Consider the following 15,159-nt stretch of genomic DNA (forward strand, 5'->3'; position numbering starts at 1 on the left):
TGTGGTTTATAACCCATCAGACTGGTAAAAATTAGCCACGGTTCCCGTGCATTCTTACGATACATCTTGTCCGTTCTAGGGTAACGCTGGTTGCCTTTTCTGCCCGTCGCTCGCTTATGCACTGTATAAAAATGCCCCAGACAATCCCGACTAGCGTTACGTGCCAGCCGGCCAAAGCCCAGATAGGTTGGCTTCGTTGTTGAAGCAATATCCCGTGCCATTTGCCACTCTTCACCACCGGTTATCTGAAAATACAGGCTTCCCCTTACGCGTCCGACAAAATGCCAGCCCAGAGAACGAATATGATGGAACCAGCTGCTGCGAAATCCGCCATCTGTCACGATGATGACCTGTTTATCTTTGCCGATAGCGGCAGCCATCTGATCAAGAAAGTCGTTCTGAACGGTGGAGTTGTTCTGAAAGCGGGAGGAAATAACTTTACTCACCAGCGGGATGGCTCTGCCATCACATAGCAGGCTTGCCCGCAGCACACTGAGTTCCGCTGACGGATAACCACTCCAGTCAACTGCAATGACACAAAACGGAAGACTGTGAGTCAGGCGGGAAACCAGTTGCTGATAAATGGCAGGAATATCCTTAAACATCAAATCGTTGTTGAGATGCCTGTCGACACGCTTGATTTTGTGTTTAACGCGCGCTGTTCCGGGCAGAAATCTGCCGATACTGGTGAGGGAAAGAGAAGCGCCGCGAGTCAATGCAACGGTCATATCTAGCAGAGCGTTTTTGCGATACTGATGTATCGAGCGGAGGGACTGACTAAAGAATCTGTGGCAAACTTGAGAAGCAGGCATAGAGGGGAGACCTTACTTTTTGGTGGAACACTAAGTAGATCACAACCTTCTATGCCTGTCTTTATTTATGGGGAGCCCTCAGGCCGGAAGGCCCTTTTCTCGTACAGCATATCGATTTACTGCAATTGAGCGGCGATTAGCGGCCAACGAATATCGAAATCCTGAGTTGGGCGGTATTTAAATTCCGAACGTACAAAACGCGATAACATTCCTTCGCAGTAAGCCAATAACTGGCTTGCCAGCAAGCTTTCATCTGAGCTGTAGCCACTACCTTCGCGCATTTTCTTCTCGCGTAGCACTTGTTTCAACTGCACCTCAATGCGTTCAAACAACTGATTGATGCGCCCCTGTAAGCGATCCTGCTCAAACATTAAAGCATGTCCGGTCATGATGCGTGTCAGGCCAGGATTGCGTTCCGCAAAGCCCAGAATGAGCAGCAGGATCAAACGAAGTCTGTTTAGTGTATCCTTCTCATCCTGCAAAATTAGGTTAATTCGAGTGATTAAACTGTCTTCGATAAATTCAATCAGGCTATCGAACATCCGCGTTTTACTGGGAAAATGACGGTAAAGTGCAGCTTCAGATACCCCAACATTAGCGGCAAGCTTTGCCGTAGTGATCCTCTGGCTGCCATCGCTGGACTGGAGCATTTGCGCTAGCGCTTGCAAAATCTCCTCACGCCGGTTCCTTTTGGTAGTTTCTTTTTCTGCCATGTCTGAATAGACCCTTGCTAAAAACGGCTTAAAACATAAGAGACCACACGCTTGCCGCATGAATCATAGAGATCCTGCGGCTTATTGGTTCAATACCTTCCAATTATTTGGGGTATTACAATGTGGTCTGGTCGTGATAAGGATCTGTTCAATATCGCGGGCAACGCGGTGCCTGAACAGGTTCTTATTGGCGTCCTGAATGGCCAAAGCCACCTTCGCCACGTTCGCTGCTTTCGAAGTCTTCGACCAGATTGAATTCGGCCTGAACGACTGGCACAAAAACCATCTGAGCAATGCGCTCACCCGGTTCAATGATGAAAGTTGTTTTGCTACGGTTCCAGACGGAAATCATCAGTTGGCCCTGATAATCCGAGTCAATCAGACCCACCAGATTACCTAACACTACACCATGTTTATGACCAAGACCCGAACGAGGCAAAATAACTGCTGCCAGATTAGCATCACCGATATGAATAGCCAGACCCGTTGGTAATAGGTTGGTTTCACCAGGTTTTAATTCAACGGCCGCATCAAGACAGGCACGTAAATCAAGCCCCGCAGAACCCGGTGTGGCATAAGCCGGTAATGGGAAAGTTGAACCGATACGCGGATCGAGAATTTTAATGTCTATTTTTTTCATCATAACGGCTGACAATCTCATCGAGTAAACGTTGGCCAAGGAGAGTTTTATCACTCAGGGGTAAAACGGTCTCTCCTTCCTGCCAAAAAAGTTGCAAAGCATTGGTATCACTGTTGAAACCATGCCCCGCAATGGAAACGTCGTTGGCGCAAATTAGGTCCAGATTTTTACGAACCCGTTTTTGCCGTGCATATTCTTCCACATTCTGGGTTTCTGCGGCAAACCCTACAACATAAGGACGGTGGCTTTTCATTGCACCAACGCCGGCAACAATATCGGGGTTTTTCACCAATTTTAGTGTGATCTCATCGCCTTGTTTTTTGATTTTTTCATCTGCGATGACCTCAGCACGATAATCAGCAACCGCCGCGCAGGAGATGAAAATGTGCTGAGACATGATGCTGGATTGCACCTCGCGTTGCATGTCGAGTGCGCTCTCCACATCTACCCGAGTGACGTTGGCTGGCGTCGGTTGTGTTACCGGTCCTGCAATTAACGTGACGTGAGCGCCCCTGGCTGCGGCCGCTTTGGCGATAGAAAATCCCATTTTTCCTGAACTGTGGTTTGTGATGAACCTTACTGGATCCAGTGCTTCGCGGGTTGGGCCTGCGGTGATCATGATATTCAGGTGGGTCAGATCTTTGCACGCGGAAAAATGTTCATTCGCCATTTCGACAATCACTAAAGGGTCAAGCATGCGGCCCGGTCCGATATCGCCACAGGCTTGGCTGCCGCTATCCGGTCCCCATAGTAACGTGCCGCGTTGGGCCAGGCGGTGCAGGTTCTCCTGCGTAGCAGCAGTCCGGTACATTTGTTGGTTCATGGCGGGAACGGCGGCTATGGGCGCGGCCGTCGCCAGACAGACAGTTGTCAGCAGATCGTTGGCCATACCCGCGGCTAGGCGGGCAAGTAAATCCGCTGTTGCTGGCGCAATCAGGACCAGATCGGCCCATTTACCTAACTCAATGTGTCCCATGGCCGCTTCGGCCGCAGGGTCAAGCAGGTCATCGGACACTGGATACCCGGACACTGCCTGCAAGCTGAGCGGCGTGATAAACGATTTAGCTGCAGCCGTCATGACCACGCGCACGTCAGCGCCTCTGTCGCGCAAGCGGCGTACCAACTCAGGTGCTTTATAAGCAGCGATACCGCCGCTAACACCGAGCACAATATGTTTGCCGGAGATCCCCGTCATCATGATTGTCCGATTCCAAGCAGAAAGAAGCGACATTTTAGCATAACGCCGATTGATGACAGCATCTGGTGCCGCTTGATGGTGGATAATTAATTATTTGCGCGATGCCTCGCAAGGTAGAAAAAACGATAAATGTAGATGTAGCAGGGTGTGGCAGTATGTTGTCGCAACAAGGAGAGCGCGTGAAAAAGAATAAGGATATCTGGCAAGGAGAACTTGCTCCAAGAGAGAAATTACTGAAATTGGGTGCCGGAGCATTATCAGACACTGAGTTACTCGCTATTTTCTTACGCACGGGAGGGGTAGGTGTCAATGTGATGAAACTGGCTAAAAGCATGATCGAGCACTTTGGCTCACTGCACCATCTCATGTTGGCGGAGTTCAAAGAGGTGAATGCCATTAAAGGTCTTGGCCTGGCGAAGTATGTGCAGTTATCTGCTGTGTCAGAACTATCACGGCGGTGTCATGCCAGCCATATTTCCAGTGAAAGTGCGCTGTTAAATCCGCTAATCCTCCAACAATACCTGCAAAATATTCTCGCTTACCGTGAAAGAGAGGTGTTTTTGGTACTTTTTCTCGACAATCAACATCGCGCTATTCGCCATGAGGAGATGTTTACTGGTACCATTAGCAGCGTAGAAATTCATCCTCGCGAAATTGTTCGCGAGGCGCTGAAGGTTAATGCGGCAGCTATCATTCTGGCGCATAATCACCCGTCCGGTGTTGCTGAACCCAGCGCAATGGACATTCGGGTGACCGAACAGATAATAAAAGCCTGTCAACTGTTGGGTATTCGTGTACTTGACCATTTGGTCATAGGTCACGGAGAAACGGTCTCTTTTGCCGAGCGCGGTTGGATTTAGACTTCTTTTTTAAAGATCCTTAAGGATCTTTAGTTGTTCGGGACTTGAGCACTTACGCTACAGAGCGTATACTACGCCACCTTTGAGAATCTTGGGTTTGGCGTTAAGAGCCTATCTCAGCAGGTTTCATACCTGATGATTTGGTTTTTTACCTGACGACAGTGAGTCGGTTCTCAGTGGAGTTTGCTGAGATGGGCTCTAAAAGCCTGACGAGGCGGCCATACCCTATACGAAGCTCGAGCTGATTTGATTTTTGGAGATATAGACATGTCCCGAGTCTGCCAAGTTACTGGCAAGCGCCCGGTGAGCGGTAACAACCGTTCCCACGCAATGAACGCGACCAAACGCCGTTTTCTGCCAAACCTGCACTCACACCGTTTTTGGGTTGAGGCTGAGAAGCGCTTTGTAACTCTGCGCGTATCTGCTAAAGGTATGCGTGTTATTGATAAGAAGGGTATTGAGACGGTCTTGGCCGATCTGCGTACCCGCGGTGAGAAGTATTAAGGAACTGAATCATGGCTAAAGGTGTTCGCGAGAAGATCAAGCTGGTTTCTTCTGCTGGTACTGGTCACTTCTATACCACTACGAAGAACAAGCGCACTAAGCCGGAAAAATTGGAACTGAAGAAATTCGATCCAGTTGTCCGTCAACATGTGATCTACAAAGAAGCTAAAATTAAATAATTTTAGTGGATTAATAAAACCCGGCTTCGGCCGGGTTTTTTATTGCCTGATTTCTGAGTATCCGTATTCTTAAGTATTGTTACGGCTACGCTGTGTGCTTTTCATGATTTTCTGTAGGAGAAACTATGCCCGAATTGCCTGAGGTAGAAACCAGCCGAAGAGGTATCGAGCCTTACCTGGCCGGACATACTATTGTTCATGCCATCGTGCGTAATTCCCGCCTGCGCTGGCCGGTTTCACAAGAAATCCTTGCCCTGAGTGATCAGTTGGTGATCAGCGTTCAGCGTCGGGCGAAGTATCTGCTGGTGGAGTTAAACACTGGGTGGATAATTATTCATCTCGGGATGTCAGGCAGTTTACGGATGTTGCGAGAAGAGACCGAAGCTGGAAAACATGATCACGTCGATTTAGTCATGGAAAGCGGCTATGTGCTGCGTTATACCGATCCACGTCGGTTTGGTGCGTGGTTGTGGTGTGAGGATTTAGCGACAAGTAGTGTGCTGGCACATCTTGGCCCAGAACCGTTGAGTGAGGACTTTTCTGCCGATTATTTGTTTGAGAAATCACGCAACAAGAAATCACCGGTCAAACCCTGGTTGATGGACAACAAAATCGTGGTAGGGGTGGGAAATATCTATGCCAGTGAATCACTGTTTGTTGCCGGGATATCCCCCTCAAGACCCATCAACCAACTGACACACGACGACGTTGCACTGCTGGTCGCGACCATCAAAGCCGTACTCTTGCGCTCTATCGAGCAGGGAGGCACCACGCTGCGTGATTTCCTTCAGTCTGATGGTAAACCAGGTTACTTTGCGCAAGAGTTACAGGTTTATGGCCGAGCCGGGGAGCCTTGTCGGGTCTGCGGAACGCCGATCCTGAGTCAAAAACAGGCCCAGCGAACCACTTTCTTCTGCCCTAAGTGCCAGAGATGAGTGCGCGCAACGTTAGCCTTCGGTTATTTTTTTAAGTAATGCCTGAGTGATATTGTCTGGAAGGAAGGGTTTGATATCACCGCCGTGACGAGCCACTTCTTTCACCAGTGACGAAGAGATAAAGGACCACTCTTTTGACGGCATCATGAATACGCTTTCCAGTGTCGGCATCAAATGTCGGTTCATATTAGCCAGTTGCATCTCATATTCGAAATCTGATACTGCCCGCAATCCCCTCACCAATACTGTCGCATTATTGTTTTTAGCAAAGGTGGCCATGAGATCACTAAAGCCAATGACTTCAACGTTGTGAAGATGCGAGATGGCGACGGTGGCAAGTGCAACGCGTTCGTCTAGTGTGAACAGAGGTTTTTTACTTGGGCTGGCGGCTACAGCCAGAATCACGTGATCAAACATCAGCGCTGCGCGGGCGACTAAATCTACATGACCATTAGTCATGGGGTCGAAGGTGCCGGGATAAATCGCTTTAGTGCTCATGTTAGCTCACTTCTGCAGTTGATGACTCAGCGCCCACAGGGCGGCATATTTGTTAAAGGTATATTGCGCGTTGACCCCAGCCAGAATCAAACCTTGTTTCCCGTCCAGAAAACCTGTCCGTAGTATCCACGTTTTGAAAAAAGCACCCAGGGTATGGCTGATGATGGAGAAGAAGCTGCAATAGCGGCCTTGTTGATGGCGCTGCTTTGCCCAGGCTTCGGCGTAACTAAGTTGTTTACGCTGGAAATCAAAGAAGTTACGACAAGTAAGATGCAACAGGTCGCCTTTAAGTGGCACGATATCAGCGTTGCCAATAGCCAATGATTCATGGACCAGATCGTCGTTATAGCGGAAATGCTTCGCGCAGTATAAACGGTTTACACGATCAGGATACCAGCCACTGTGGCGCATAAACCGCCCAAGAAACAGATTAAGTCTGCCCAAGCTATATACTTGGTTTTTATCTACATTTTGCAATACTGATTCGATGGATTGGCGAAGTTCAGGTGAGACGCGCTCATCAGCATCGATCATCAAAATAACATCACCCGTCGCATAGCGCTGAGCCAGTTGGCGCTGTTTACCAAAACCTTGCCAGTCGGTATTTTGATAGAATTTCGCACCGAACTGCCGCGTGATCTCTTCTGTTGCATCGGTGCTGCCTGAATCAAGTACGATAATCTCATCTGCCCAAGAGACCGAACTCAGACAGTCGGTCAGTAGCTCTGCTTCATTCCGGACGATAAGCACGACTGAAAGGCATTTTTTATCCGTCATCACTGGCTCCGTTGCGGCAAGTAAGGTTCCAGCAAATGCAGGAGGCGCTGCAACGCCCCTTGATTCTGACGAAGAACTTCAACGGCATGGCGGCCATAATAGAGTCGGTAATCTTCGTCAGTCAGCAAGGTGGAAATTTCTTTCACTAGCGACGCGGTATCAGTGACAGTGATCAGGCCATCGGCCTGCGCAAGTTTGGCGCAAATATCTTTAAAGTTAATGGTATGGGGGCCCATCAGCACGGGAATAGCATGGGCAGCGGCCTCAAGCGGATTATGTCCCCCGCGTTCAACCAAGCTTCCGCCAACAAATGCCAGGTCGGCAATGCCATACAGCAGCATTAACTCGCCCATAGTGTCGCCGATAACAACCTGCGTCGAAGCCGAAGGGATTTCACTCGTGCTGCGTTGAATGAAGGTGAGACCGGCTTTTTGCGTTAACTCACGTGCAACAGAAAAGCGTTCCGGGTGACGCGGCACCAGAATCAGCAATAAATTAGGGTGGGTCCTCAGCAACATTTTATGAGCTTCGAGAAGCAATGTCTCTTCACCATCGTGCGTGCTGGTTGCAATCCATACCTGGCGTCGCGACGCCCACTGGCTGCGAAGGGCAATGGCTTTTGCCGCCAGCTCAGGCGTGACTGAGATATCAAATTTCAGACTACCGGTGACCGCCAGTTGGTTGCGTTTAAGACCGAGCGCAATGAAACGGGCGCCATCTTCTTCATTCTGAGCGGCGATCAACGTGATGCGTTGTAAAATTTTACGAATGAACTCACCAAGCTTTTTATACCCTTTGGCCGAGCGTTCAGACAGGCGCGCATTGGCGATCACTAAAGGAATTTTACGGTTATGTAACGCGATGATCAGATTAGGCCACAGCTCGGTTTCCATAATGATAACCAGCTTAGGGTTAACTTCATCGAGAAATCGGTTGACCGAACCGACCAGGTCATAAGGGAGATAGACATGGTGTACGTCTTTGCCGAAAGCTGACTGAACGCGTTCAGAACCCGTGGGGGTCATGGTTGTTACGGTGATGGGTAAATAAGGGTAGCGATGGCGAAGTGCACGAACCAGAGGAATTGCTGCCAATGTTTCGCCAACTGAAACGGAGTGCAGCATGATTCCGCCTGGAACGACCTTGCCTTTACAGAAGCCATAGCGCTCTGCCCAGCGTTTACGATAGGCTGGTGACTTTCGGCTACGCAAAAGTAAACGGATCCAGATGAGAGGCTGGATAAGGTAAACTAATACCTGATATAAACGCAGTAACATGCTTTAAAATTCATTTATATGGGGTATCAGGAATAGTATCATAGCTAAGGGTGAAAGGCGCTAACCTTGCGCGATTTCGACGTTCGATAAGGGCATAATGATGATATCGTCAACGGGAATAGAATGAAAAACATACTGATTATTCGGCGGGATAATATTGGTGATTTAGTTTGTACTACGCCATTGATTGAAGGTGTGAAAAAAGCCTATCCGATGGCAAATGTTTATCTGCTTATTAATTCAGTGAGTCAGGATGTCATTAAGAATAACCCTTATATTTATCGAACGTATGTCTATAGGAAAGCTAAGCATCGCGCGAAAAATCAAACAGCACTGGGTGTCTATCTTGAGCGTGCCGCCATATTCCTCAAACTACGGTCTATTCACTTTGACGCGGTAATTTTGGCGAACCCAACGCCTTGTAAATACAGTTTGAGAATGGCTAAAATGGCCGGAGTTAAAAATATCATCGGCGCTGCTTCAGGTATTAAAGGGATCACGTCTGCTTATACTGAGGCCGATTTCTCCGGTAAGCATCAGGTCGAAAAAACCTTTAGTTACTTGAAATCAATTAGTCACGAGAATATATCCATTCCTGACGTTAACGTTTTCCCTACCAATGAAGAAATTCTGACCGCAAAACATAAGCGTGAAAAGTTATTAACTAATTGTGATTATATCTTTGGGGTGCACATTAGTAGTCGCAGCCCTAAAAGACGTTGGTCAGTAGAGAATTACGCCGAAATTATTCGCAGAATGACCGCTGAAAACCGTTGCGGAGTTTTGATTTTTTGGTCACCTCAAGGAACTCTATCACCTGATGATATTGGTGATCTGGCGCGTGCTCAACAGTTAAAAGCGTTATGTGAAAGTGATCGTGTCGCTTTATATCCTACGGGATCTGTTCGTGAGCTTATCGGTGGTTTTGAACAATGCAGCACCATACTTTGTAGTGATGGCGGGCAAATGCATCTGGCTTCGGCATTACATAAAAAATTGGTGGTATTTTTCGGTGATACCGACAAAGAGGCTTGGCATCCGTGGTCAGGGGAATACCGGATATTGCAGACCCCAACAGGGGAATGTATGGACATTACTATTGATGAAGCCTGGCAGTCCTTATCAGAAATAAAATAAATAAAAGGCGGATTAACCGCCCTTTTTATTATTTTTTCGCAAGATCTTTATACCTATTACAAATATAATCAATGCCATATATCTCCAGTAAACTCTGGTCAATATCTGGTGGGTTATTATATATTTCGACAATCTTTTGACCGAGGGATTGTGTATCGACGTCAGCAAGCCCTCTATGCATTCCGGTGTTCTTCAGTATTTCAACGGGCCCACCAGGGCAAGCGGTGCTTACCACTGGAGTCCCACAAATTAATGCCTCTACAAGCACATTACCGAAACCCTCACTGTCTGAACTTAGAATTAACTGCCTGGCATGTTTAATGTAAGGGAATGGGTTTTCTTTAAACCCTGCAAAGATCACGCGGTCGGCAATATTTAATTTTTCAGCTAAATTTTTTATTTTATTAACATAAATATCACTTCCTGTACCGATTAACACGAGCGGTACTTGTAGCTTTGTTTTTGCATAGGCTTCAAGTAGGCGATCATGTCTTTTTTGCACATGGAAACGACCTACATGAAGTAGGTATTCCTGACCAGCCATATCACAAGGTTGCTCAGCCATGGCTTTTATTTCAGCAATATTGAAAGGATTATTGATAACTTGAACATTACGTGGATTTGCCAATATGTTTTCTTGTAAATCTACGCCTACCGCCTCAGAAACAGCGACCACATTTTTCTGTTCATAGACGCTGGCCATTTTTCGCCGCTTATTCCAGCGGTTTAGCCCTTTACGATGACCTAAATAGGTTGTTGAAAGAATTCCGTGGATACAGAACCACAGGCGGTCCGAGGAATAAAGACTACTTTTCATAACAATACGATCAGTCTTATGCAGATTAGATAAGATCATATCAAAGCGGCCGCGTTCGTTCTCAATTTCTAATACCGCTTTGTCCAGTTGTTTTCCTCTACGCGAAAGTTCGGTGAGTTTGCGCCACGGGGTTCGTGAATGATCAACAACAACTTTATAGTTCAGTTTCTCAGGTATCGGGTAGTGACAGACATCGCGAAGTGAAATAAGCGTGATATCAACGCCTGATTTTTGCATACCCTGACATAGGGTGAGTACAACTTTTTCAGCCCCACCGCCAGGTAAACCATCAATAATAATTAAAATCCGCATAGTCAATCCAATATTCTTTTATAGAGGTCAATAAGCTGTTCTGAAAGACGCGCTGGTGTTTCTTTCATAATTCTTGTCCTCGCAGCAAGTGACATGCCTGAATCAAATAATGACGTTGGTAGGGCACGAATTGATTCCGCCAATGTTTTTACATCAAGGGCATCGCAGACGAAGCCATTTTCGCCTTGCACAATAAACTCGGAACCGCCGCAAGTTGTACTGGTAATCACCGGTAAACCACAGGACATCGCTTCTAAAATAACGTTTGGGAACGGGTCGTAAAGTGTCGGCAACAGTAAAGCATCGGCAGCCTGATAAAATGGCAGTGTGTGCTTTTGTACGCCGGCGAAGCGCACTCTGTCCACGCAGCCCAATGTATTCGCCAGGGCGCGATAGCGTTTTTCATCTTTGTCCTGGCCTACAACCAATAGCATACTTTCGGTCAATGCCGTCGCGCGGATAGCCGCTTCCAATCCTTTGCGTTCAAAACCTGAGCCTACAAAGATCATGCAGTGTGCAGTCTGTGGAATATGAAACTGCTGGCGAAGTTGATGACGAAGACTCTCGGCGGCGGGTAAGAATTTCTGGTTGTCGATAGCATTATAGATAACGGAGATTTTTTCTTCGGCCAGGCCAAAGTCTGCCATGATCTGTTTTTTAACCATCTGCGCATTACAAATGACAGCTTTAAGCTCAGGGGCTGCGTACATCTCCTGCTCTGCTCGCATGACATAACGATGGAAGCGATCGGCCATCAATAATTGACGGCGCCATTGTGGTAGTAAACGGCTTCGTTGCAATAGCCAATGGCGATGAACACCATCACCGGCGCGATAGATATCACATCCGGCAATGCGCTCATGGCTCTGTACAATATCGTATTTTTCTCTCTGCCATATCTGACGCGCTGCGTTTGCAAAACCCCGCTCACGACTTACTCGTCCCCATTTTATGGGATCACAGAGATGAATGTGCCAATTGGGATTGGTCTCACCTAGCCATTCGCGGGTAATGACATTTAAATCCAGATCCTCACCCTCTAATGCTTCCAGCGCACGAGCGACAAACCGTTCAGCGCCACCATCTGGGCGGTACTTTTGGCGGACTAACGCCAGTCTAAAATGCTTCATGGCAGTAATTTTCTCGCTGCATCGATAACGGGTTGAACAGGAATCGCATCCAGGTAGCGTTCAGCGGTGTGAGTGTTGATAGCGTCAGGGTCAGGTAATTTACAATAATTGCCGGCCCAGATAACCTGTCCAACGGCCTGCCACGGTGACCAAAAGATCAGCTTCGAAGGACCAAATAGCGCAACCAGCGGTGTTTTCAATGCCGCAGCCATATGCATAGGTACTGAATCAACACCGATAAATAAGGCGGCTCTATCAATCAACGAGGCTAATTGTCGCAGCGTTAACTGTCCGGCTAAAGAATGGACATGTTCCTGGGGACACAGGGCAAGTATTCGAGCGATCATCTTCAACTCGCTTTCAGCCGGACCACTGGTGAGGATGACGCAGACGCCCTCGGCCTGCAAAGCCGTAATGACCTTAGCCATTTTTTCATCAGTCCAGCATTTAAATAACCACCGGGAGGTAGGCTGAACGACAACGAAATTACCGTTGATGTTACGATCGCTAAGGAGTTGCTCTACCTTCGACTGGTCCTCCAGAGAATAGCTCATTGTCACCTGACTAACCTGCGGGGTGAGATGCAGAGGGGTGAGAATGGAGAGATTCTGTTCTACAGTATGCAGTTCGTTGTGACAGGTAACATCGACTAAATGGGTATGGCAGTTTTGCCACAGCCTATTTTTACGTTTGGGGAAATCAAAACCAATTCTGACGGGGGCTCCAGTCAGTTTTGCCACCAGAGCACTTCGCCATTGATCGGCAAGATTGATCACCAGGTCATACTTGCGCGCCATAAGGCGTCTGATCAGGATTGTTTCATGACGTATGTGGGTAACTTTCCCCTGCTTTTTCCAGGTGCGATCAATGGTAAAAACAGTGGTTAGCAAAGGGTTGCTTGCCAACATTTCCCACGTTTCAAGATACATCAACATATCTAATTCTGCGTCGGGATAGTGTTGTTTCAACGTACTGATGACCGGTGTTGTCAGCAACATGTCACCATGATGTCGCAGCTTAATGATGAGAATACGCCGGGGTGGCGCGATGGTTTTAAGGGTTGTGGCGTTTGTCATCATTCATCACTATCTGAGAAATCAAACCCTGATTCTAAAGGAGCGTAAGGGATGTGGCTATACTTCGACGCCTTTCTTGCCTTGTGCGGTGAAATACCAAAGAATAGACACCAAACGGTGTAACACGTTGTCCAATCCGTTTCCTGCCTTCATCCGGGTGATGAGCATTTGTACTATGTAAATCGGTAACTGGCAGTTGAATCTAATGAGTCTCAATCAGGCAAGCTTTATGACAAAACCCGCATTTATCATCACTATTGATACCGAAGGTGACAATCTTTGGCAGAATCACCAGCAGATCCTGACAGAAAACACGCGTTTTCTGCCACGTTTTCAGACGCTTTGTGAGAAGTATTGCTTCAAGCCGGTTTACCTGACTAATTATGAAATGGCGACGGATGCAGAATACGTTGAATTTGCTCGTGATGTGATAGCTCGTGGTGCTGGAGAGGTAGGAATGCACCTGCATGCCTGGAATAGTCCACCCATTTTGCCTTTGACCGATGACGACTGGCGGCACAAACCCTATCTGATCGAGTTTCCTGCCGATCAAATTCGAGCCAAGGTCGATCACATGACAAAGCTGCTGGAAGATGCCTTCCAGACTAAGATTCTTAGCCACAGAGCTGGGCGCTGGGCGTTTAACGAATTTTATGCCTCGTTATTATTGGAATATGGCTATCAGGTGGATTGCTCTGTCACACCTCGTGTTAACTGGCAATATTCCCCTGGTGATCCGCAGGGCCGTGGGGGCACCGACTATCGCCATTTCCCATCGCAAGCGTATTTCATCGATCCGACGAATATTGCCAACGCGGGCCATTCACCACTGCTGGAAGTGCCAATGAGTATCCAGTATAAACATTCAGGGCTGATGAATGTGCTTAAGCAAGGTTATGACAACCTGCGTGGTAAAAAGCGTTCACCGTCAGTGCATTGGTTGCGACCATCCGGCAACAATCTGGAAAAAATGAAGCTTGTGGCTGAACGTTCTTTGGCGCAAGGGAATGATTATATAGAATTTATGCTGCACTCTTCCGAGTTCATGCCTGGCGGAAGCCCGACATTTAAAACCGAGGAAGATATTGAAGGATTGTATCGGGACTTGGAACGCCTATTTAAATGGCTGAGTGAGCAAACTGTCGGTATGACACTGGCTGAATATTATCAGAAGAAAGTGGAACAACATGTCTAAAAAGTGGAAAGTAAAGTTATCCAATTGGTTCCTGCGCCGTTATGTGGCCAGACAGGGTAGATTGCTGGATAGATCGACGCTTAATAGCCAGACCCATTTTGAGAGTATCGTGATTTACTCGACGACGGCATTAGGTGACTTCATGTTTAACACACCTGCAATCCGGTCAATAAGACAGCGATATCCTGACGCATATATCACTCTGGTTGCGCACAGGAAAAATCAAGAATTGGTCGGTAATGGTACCTATTATGACCGCGTAGTTTATTGGGATAATAAAGTTAAATCGCTACCTGCGCTGATTAAATCTCTGAAAAAACACCAACCTGATCTTGCATTAATACTGCATTCACATCTACCCTACGATGTCATAAGTGCTGTAATGTCCGGTGTTAAATATATCATTAGAGATAATTACATGAATGGTATTAGCGGGCTGGAAGAGTGGCTTTCTAATTATGTATTTAACTACTACGGACACTTTGTCGAGCGAAAACTGGAGTTGGTCAGTATTTTAGGTTGCGACACTAATAATGTTGCTATGGAAATCCCCTCACCTTATGAGCCTGGTAAAAAAGACTCTGACCATATCGTCATTGGCATGCAAATAGGTGCTTCAACCGAGTCCCGCTGTTGGCCCGTTGCTCATTTTTCTAAATTGGCCGATATATTATCAGATAATCATCCCAATGTTAGAATCATATTAATTGGCGGGGGAACAGATACGGCCCGCGGCAATGAAATGCTTGCACAAATTTCTGATAAAACAAGAGCAATCATTGATAACAAGATTGGAAAAACCGATTTGCAGCAACTGATTACTGCCATAGATGGTTTTGATGTATTGGTCACCGGTGACACAGGGCCATTACATCTTGCCGTTGCGGTTAAAACAAAAACCATCAGTCTTTTCGTCACTGCGGATTCACGATCTACTGGTCCTATCCAAGACACTGAATTACATCGCATTATTCAAGTTTCTCGAATGGGGTATACTCTTCCTATGGAAGCGATTAGCCCTATGGGCGTCATTCAACCGGAGCGTATTTATTCTGAATTGGTTGCCCATCTAGGTCTGTCCAGGAACTGAGATATTTCT

The 15,159-nt window shown here is 47.2% G+C and carries 17 protein-coding genes; 7 read left to right on the forward strand and 10 right to left on the reverse strand.

The window, feature by feature from the left end; genetic code table 11:
- From IEV89_RS13455 to coaBC, 4 genes are all read right to left on the reverse strand, one after another.
- Positions 1–812, reverse strand: an 812-nt coding sequence (locus tag IEV89_RS13455; protein WP_188474042.1) for an IS4 family transposase, incomplete at its 3' end; no start/stop codon positions are given.
- Between the two features lie 116 nt (positions 813–928).
- The gene (gene slmA / locus IEV89_RS13460; RefSeq protein ID WP_188474043.1) at positions 929–1,525 is read right to left on the reverse strand and encodes a nucleoid occlusion factor SlmA; all 597 of its coding nucleotides are present in this window, start codon (positions 1,523–1,525) and stop codon (positions 929–931) included.
- Positions 1,526–1,709: 184 nt separating this feature from the next.
- On the reverse strand, positions 1,710–2,168 hold the full coding sequence (gene dut, locus IEV89_RS13465; protein ID WP_188474044.1) for a dUTP diphosphatase: 459 nt from the start codon (positions 2,166–2,168) through the stop codon (positions 1,710–1,712).
- Positions 2,146–3,363, reverse strand: a complete 1,218-nt coding sequence (coaBC, locus tag IEV89_RS13470; protein ID WP_188474045.1) for a bifunctional phosphopantothenoylcysteine decarboxylase/phosphopantothenate--cysteine ligase CoaBC — start codon at positions 3,361–3,363, stop codon at positions 2,146–2,148. The genes dut and coaBC overlap by 23 nt, the downstream gene beginning before the upstream one ends.
- A 155-nt stretch (positions 3,364–3,518) precedes the next feature.
- On the opposite strand from coaBC, the gene radC reads away from it, so the two are divergent.
- The 4 genes from radC to mutM all read left to right on the forward strand — a co-directional run bounded on the left by radC (position 3,519) and on the right by mutM (position 5,841).
- Complete coding sequence (gene radC, locus IEV89_RS13475) at positions 3,519–4,223, forward strand: RadC family protein (RefSeq protein ID WP_188474046.1); 705 nt, start codon at positions 3,519–3,521, stop codon at positions 4,221–4,223.
- A 267-nt stretch (positions 4,224–4,490) separates the two neighbouring features.
- Positions 4,491–4,727, forward strand: coding sequence for a 50S ribosomal protein L28 (gene rpmB, locus IEV89_RS13480; RefSeq protein WP_004953342.1), 237 nt, complete (start codon positions 4,491–4,493; stop codon positions 4,725–4,727).
- An 11-nt stretch (positions 4,728–4,738) separates the two neighbouring features.
- Entirely contained in the window at positions 4,739–4,906 is a 168-nt protein-coding gene (gene rpmG, locus IEV89_RS13485) for a 50S ribosomal protein L33 (protein ID WP_004392084.1), read from the forward strand.
- Positions 4,907–5,031: 125 nt separating this feature from the next.
- Positions 5,032–5,841, forward strand: coding sequence for a bifunctional DNA-formamidopyrimidine glycosylase/DNA-(apurinic or apyrimidinic site) lyase (mutM, locus tag IEV89_RS13490; protein ID WP_188474047.1), 810 nt, complete (start codon positions 5,032–5,034; stop codon positions 5,839–5,841).
- Between the two features lie 12 nt (positions 5,842–5,853).
- Here mutM and coaD read toward each other — a convergent pair whose 3' ends face one another.
- Genes coaD through waaA form a run of 3 tightly spaced genes read right to left on the reverse strand, consistent with a single transcriptional unit; the run spans position 5,854 to position 8,393 of the window.
- Entirely contained in the window at positions 5,854–6,339 is a 486-nt protein-coding gene (gene coaD / locus IEV89_RS13495) for a pantetheine-phosphate adenylyltransferase (protein ID WP_188474048.1), read from the reverse strand.
- 6 nt (positions 6,340–6,345) lie between these two features.
- The gene (locus IEV89_RS13500; RefSeq protein ID WP_188474049.1) at positions 6,346–7,116 is read right to left on the reverse strand and encodes a glycosyltransferase family 2 protein; all 771 of its coding nucleotides are present in this window, start codon (positions 7,114–7,116) and stop codon (positions 6,346–6,348) included.
- On the reverse strand, positions 7,116–8,393 hold the full coding sequence (gene waaA, locus IEV89_RS13505) for a lipid IV(A) 3-deoxy-D-manno-octulosonic acid transferase (protein WP_188474050.1): 1,278 nt from the start codon (positions 8,391–8,393) through the stop codon (positions 7,116–7,118). Before waaA ends, IEV89_RS13500 begins: the two co-directional genes overlap by 1 nt.
- Before the next feature lie 123 nt (positions 8,394–8,516).
- Between waaA and IEV89_RS13510 the strand changes: the two genes are divergently transcribed.
- Complete coding sequence (locus tag IEV89_RS13510) at positions 8,517–9,530, forward strand: glycosyltransferase family 9 protein (protein ID WP_188474051.1); 1,014 nt, start codon at positions 8,517–8,519, stop codon at positions 9,528–9,530.
- Between the two features lie 28 nt (positions 9,531–9,558).
- On the opposite strand, the gene IEV89_RS13515 is transcribed toward IEV89_RS13510, so the two are convergent.
- Genes IEV89_RS13515 through rfaQ form a run of 3 tightly spaced genes read right to left on the reverse strand, consistent with a single transcriptional unit; the run spans position 9,559 to position 12,868 of the window.
- Positions 9,559–10,659, reverse strand: coding sequence for a glycosyltransferase (locus tag IEV89_RS13515; RefSeq protein ID WP_188474052.1), 1,101 nt, complete (start codon positions 10,657–10,659; stop codon positions 9,559–9,561).
- 2 nt (positions 10,660–10,661) lie between these two features.
- Complete coding sequence (locus tag IEV89_RS13520) at positions 10,662–11,789, reverse strand: glycosyltransferase family 4 protein (protein ID WP_188474053.1); 1,128 nt, start codon at positions 11,787–11,789, stop codon at positions 10,662–10,664.
- Complete coding sequence (gene rfaQ / locus IEV89_RS13525) at positions 11,786–12,868, reverse strand: putative lipopolysaccharide heptosyltransferase III (RefSeq protein WP_229746479.1); 1,083 nt, start codon at positions 12,866–12,868, stop codon at positions 11,786–11,788. The genes IEV89_RS13520 and rfaQ overlap by 4 nt, the downstream gene beginning before the upstream one ends.
- A gap of 226 nt (positions 12,869–13,094) precedes the next feature.
- Here rfaQ and IEV89_RS13530 point away from each other — a divergent pair, with 226 nt between their 5' ends.
- A complete protein-coding gene (locus IEV89_RS13530; RefSeq protein ID WP_188474054.1) occupies positions 13,095–14,060 on the forward strand; it encodes a polysaccharide deacetylase family protein in 966 nt (321 codons plus the stop codon).
- Positions 14,053–15,150 (forward strand): glycosyltransferase family 9 protein, encoded by a 1,098-nt coding sequence (locus IEV89_RS13535; protein WP_188474055.1) that lies wholly within the window; start codon positions 14,053–14,055, stop codon positions 15,148–15,150. The genes IEV89_RS13530 and IEV89_RS13535 overlap by 8 nt, the downstream gene beginning before the upstream one ends.
- Positions 15,151–15,159 lie beyond the last annotated feature (9 nt).

It is taken from the genome of Hafnia psychrotolerans (genome assembly GCF_014639435.1).
In the GTDB taxonomy this organism is placed as follows: domain Bacteria; phylum Pseudomonadota; class Gammaproteobacteria; order Enterobacterales; family Enterobacteriaceae; genus Ewingella; species Ewingella psychrotolerans.

Bases quoted from the DNA above. Each gene is read 5' to 3' on its own strand.
- IEV89_RS13530 (WP_188474054.1), top strand. From the start codon at position 13,095: ATGACAAAACCCGCATTTATCATCACTATTGATACCGAAGGTGACAAT.
- coaBC (WP_188474045.1), bottom strand. From the start codon at position 3,363: ATGATGACGGGGATCTCCGGCAAACATATTGTGCTCGGTGTTAGCGGC.
- mutM (WP_188474047.1), top strand. From the start codon at position 5,032: ATGCCCGAATTGCCTGAGGTAGAAACCAGCCGAAGAGGTATCGAGCCT.
- waaA (WP_188474050.1), bottom strand. From the start codon at position 8,393: ATGTTACTGCGTTTATATCAGGTATTAGTTTACCTTATCCAGCCTCTC.
- rfaQ (WP_229746479.1), bottom strand. From the start codon at position 12,868: ATGATGACAAACGCCACAACCCTTAAAACCATCGCGCCACCCCGGCGT.
- IEV89_RS13510 (WP_188474051.1), top strand. From the start codon at position 8,517: ATGAAAAACATACTGATTATTCGGCGGGATAATATTGGTGATTTAGTT.
- slmA (WP_188474043.1), bottom strand. From the start codon at position 1,525: ATGGCAGAAAAAGAAACTACCAAAAGGAACCGGCGTGAGGAGATTTTG.
- IEV89_RS13535 (WP_188474055.1), top strand. From the start codon at position 14,053: ATGTCTAAAAAGTGGAAAGTAAAGTTATCCAATTGGTTCCTGCGCCGT.
- rpmG (WP_004392084.1), top strand. From the start codon at position 4,739: ATGGCTAAAGGTGTTCGCGAGAAGATCAAGCTGGTTTCTTCTGCTGGT.
- IEV89_RS13515 (WP_188474052.1), bottom strand. From the start codon at position 10,659: ATGCGGATTTTAATTATTATTGATGGTTTACCTGGCGGTGGGGCTGAA.
- dut (WP_188474044.1), bottom strand. From the start codon at position 2,168: ATGATGAAAAAAATAGACATTAAAATTCTCGATCCGCGTATCGGTTCA.
- coaD (WP_188474048.1), bottom strand. From the start codon at position 6,339: ATGAGCACTAAAGCGATTTATCCCGGCACCTTCGACCCCATGACTAAT.
- radC (WP_188474046.1), top strand. From the start codon at position 3,519: ATGTTGTCGCAACAAGGAGAGCGCGTGAAAAAGAATAAGGATATCTGG.
- IEV89_RS13500 (WP_188474049.1), bottom strand. From the start codon at position 7,116: ATGACGGATAAAAAATGCCTTTCAGTCGTGCTTATCGTCCGGAATGAA.
- rpmB (WP_004953342.1), top strand. From the start codon at position 4,491: ATGTCCCGAGTCTGCCAAGTTACTGGCAAGCGCCCGGTGAGCGGTAAC.
- IEV89_RS13520 (WP_188474053.1), bottom strand. From the start codon at position 11,789: ATGAAGCATTTTAGACTGGCGTTAGTCCGCCAAAAGTACCGCCCAGAT.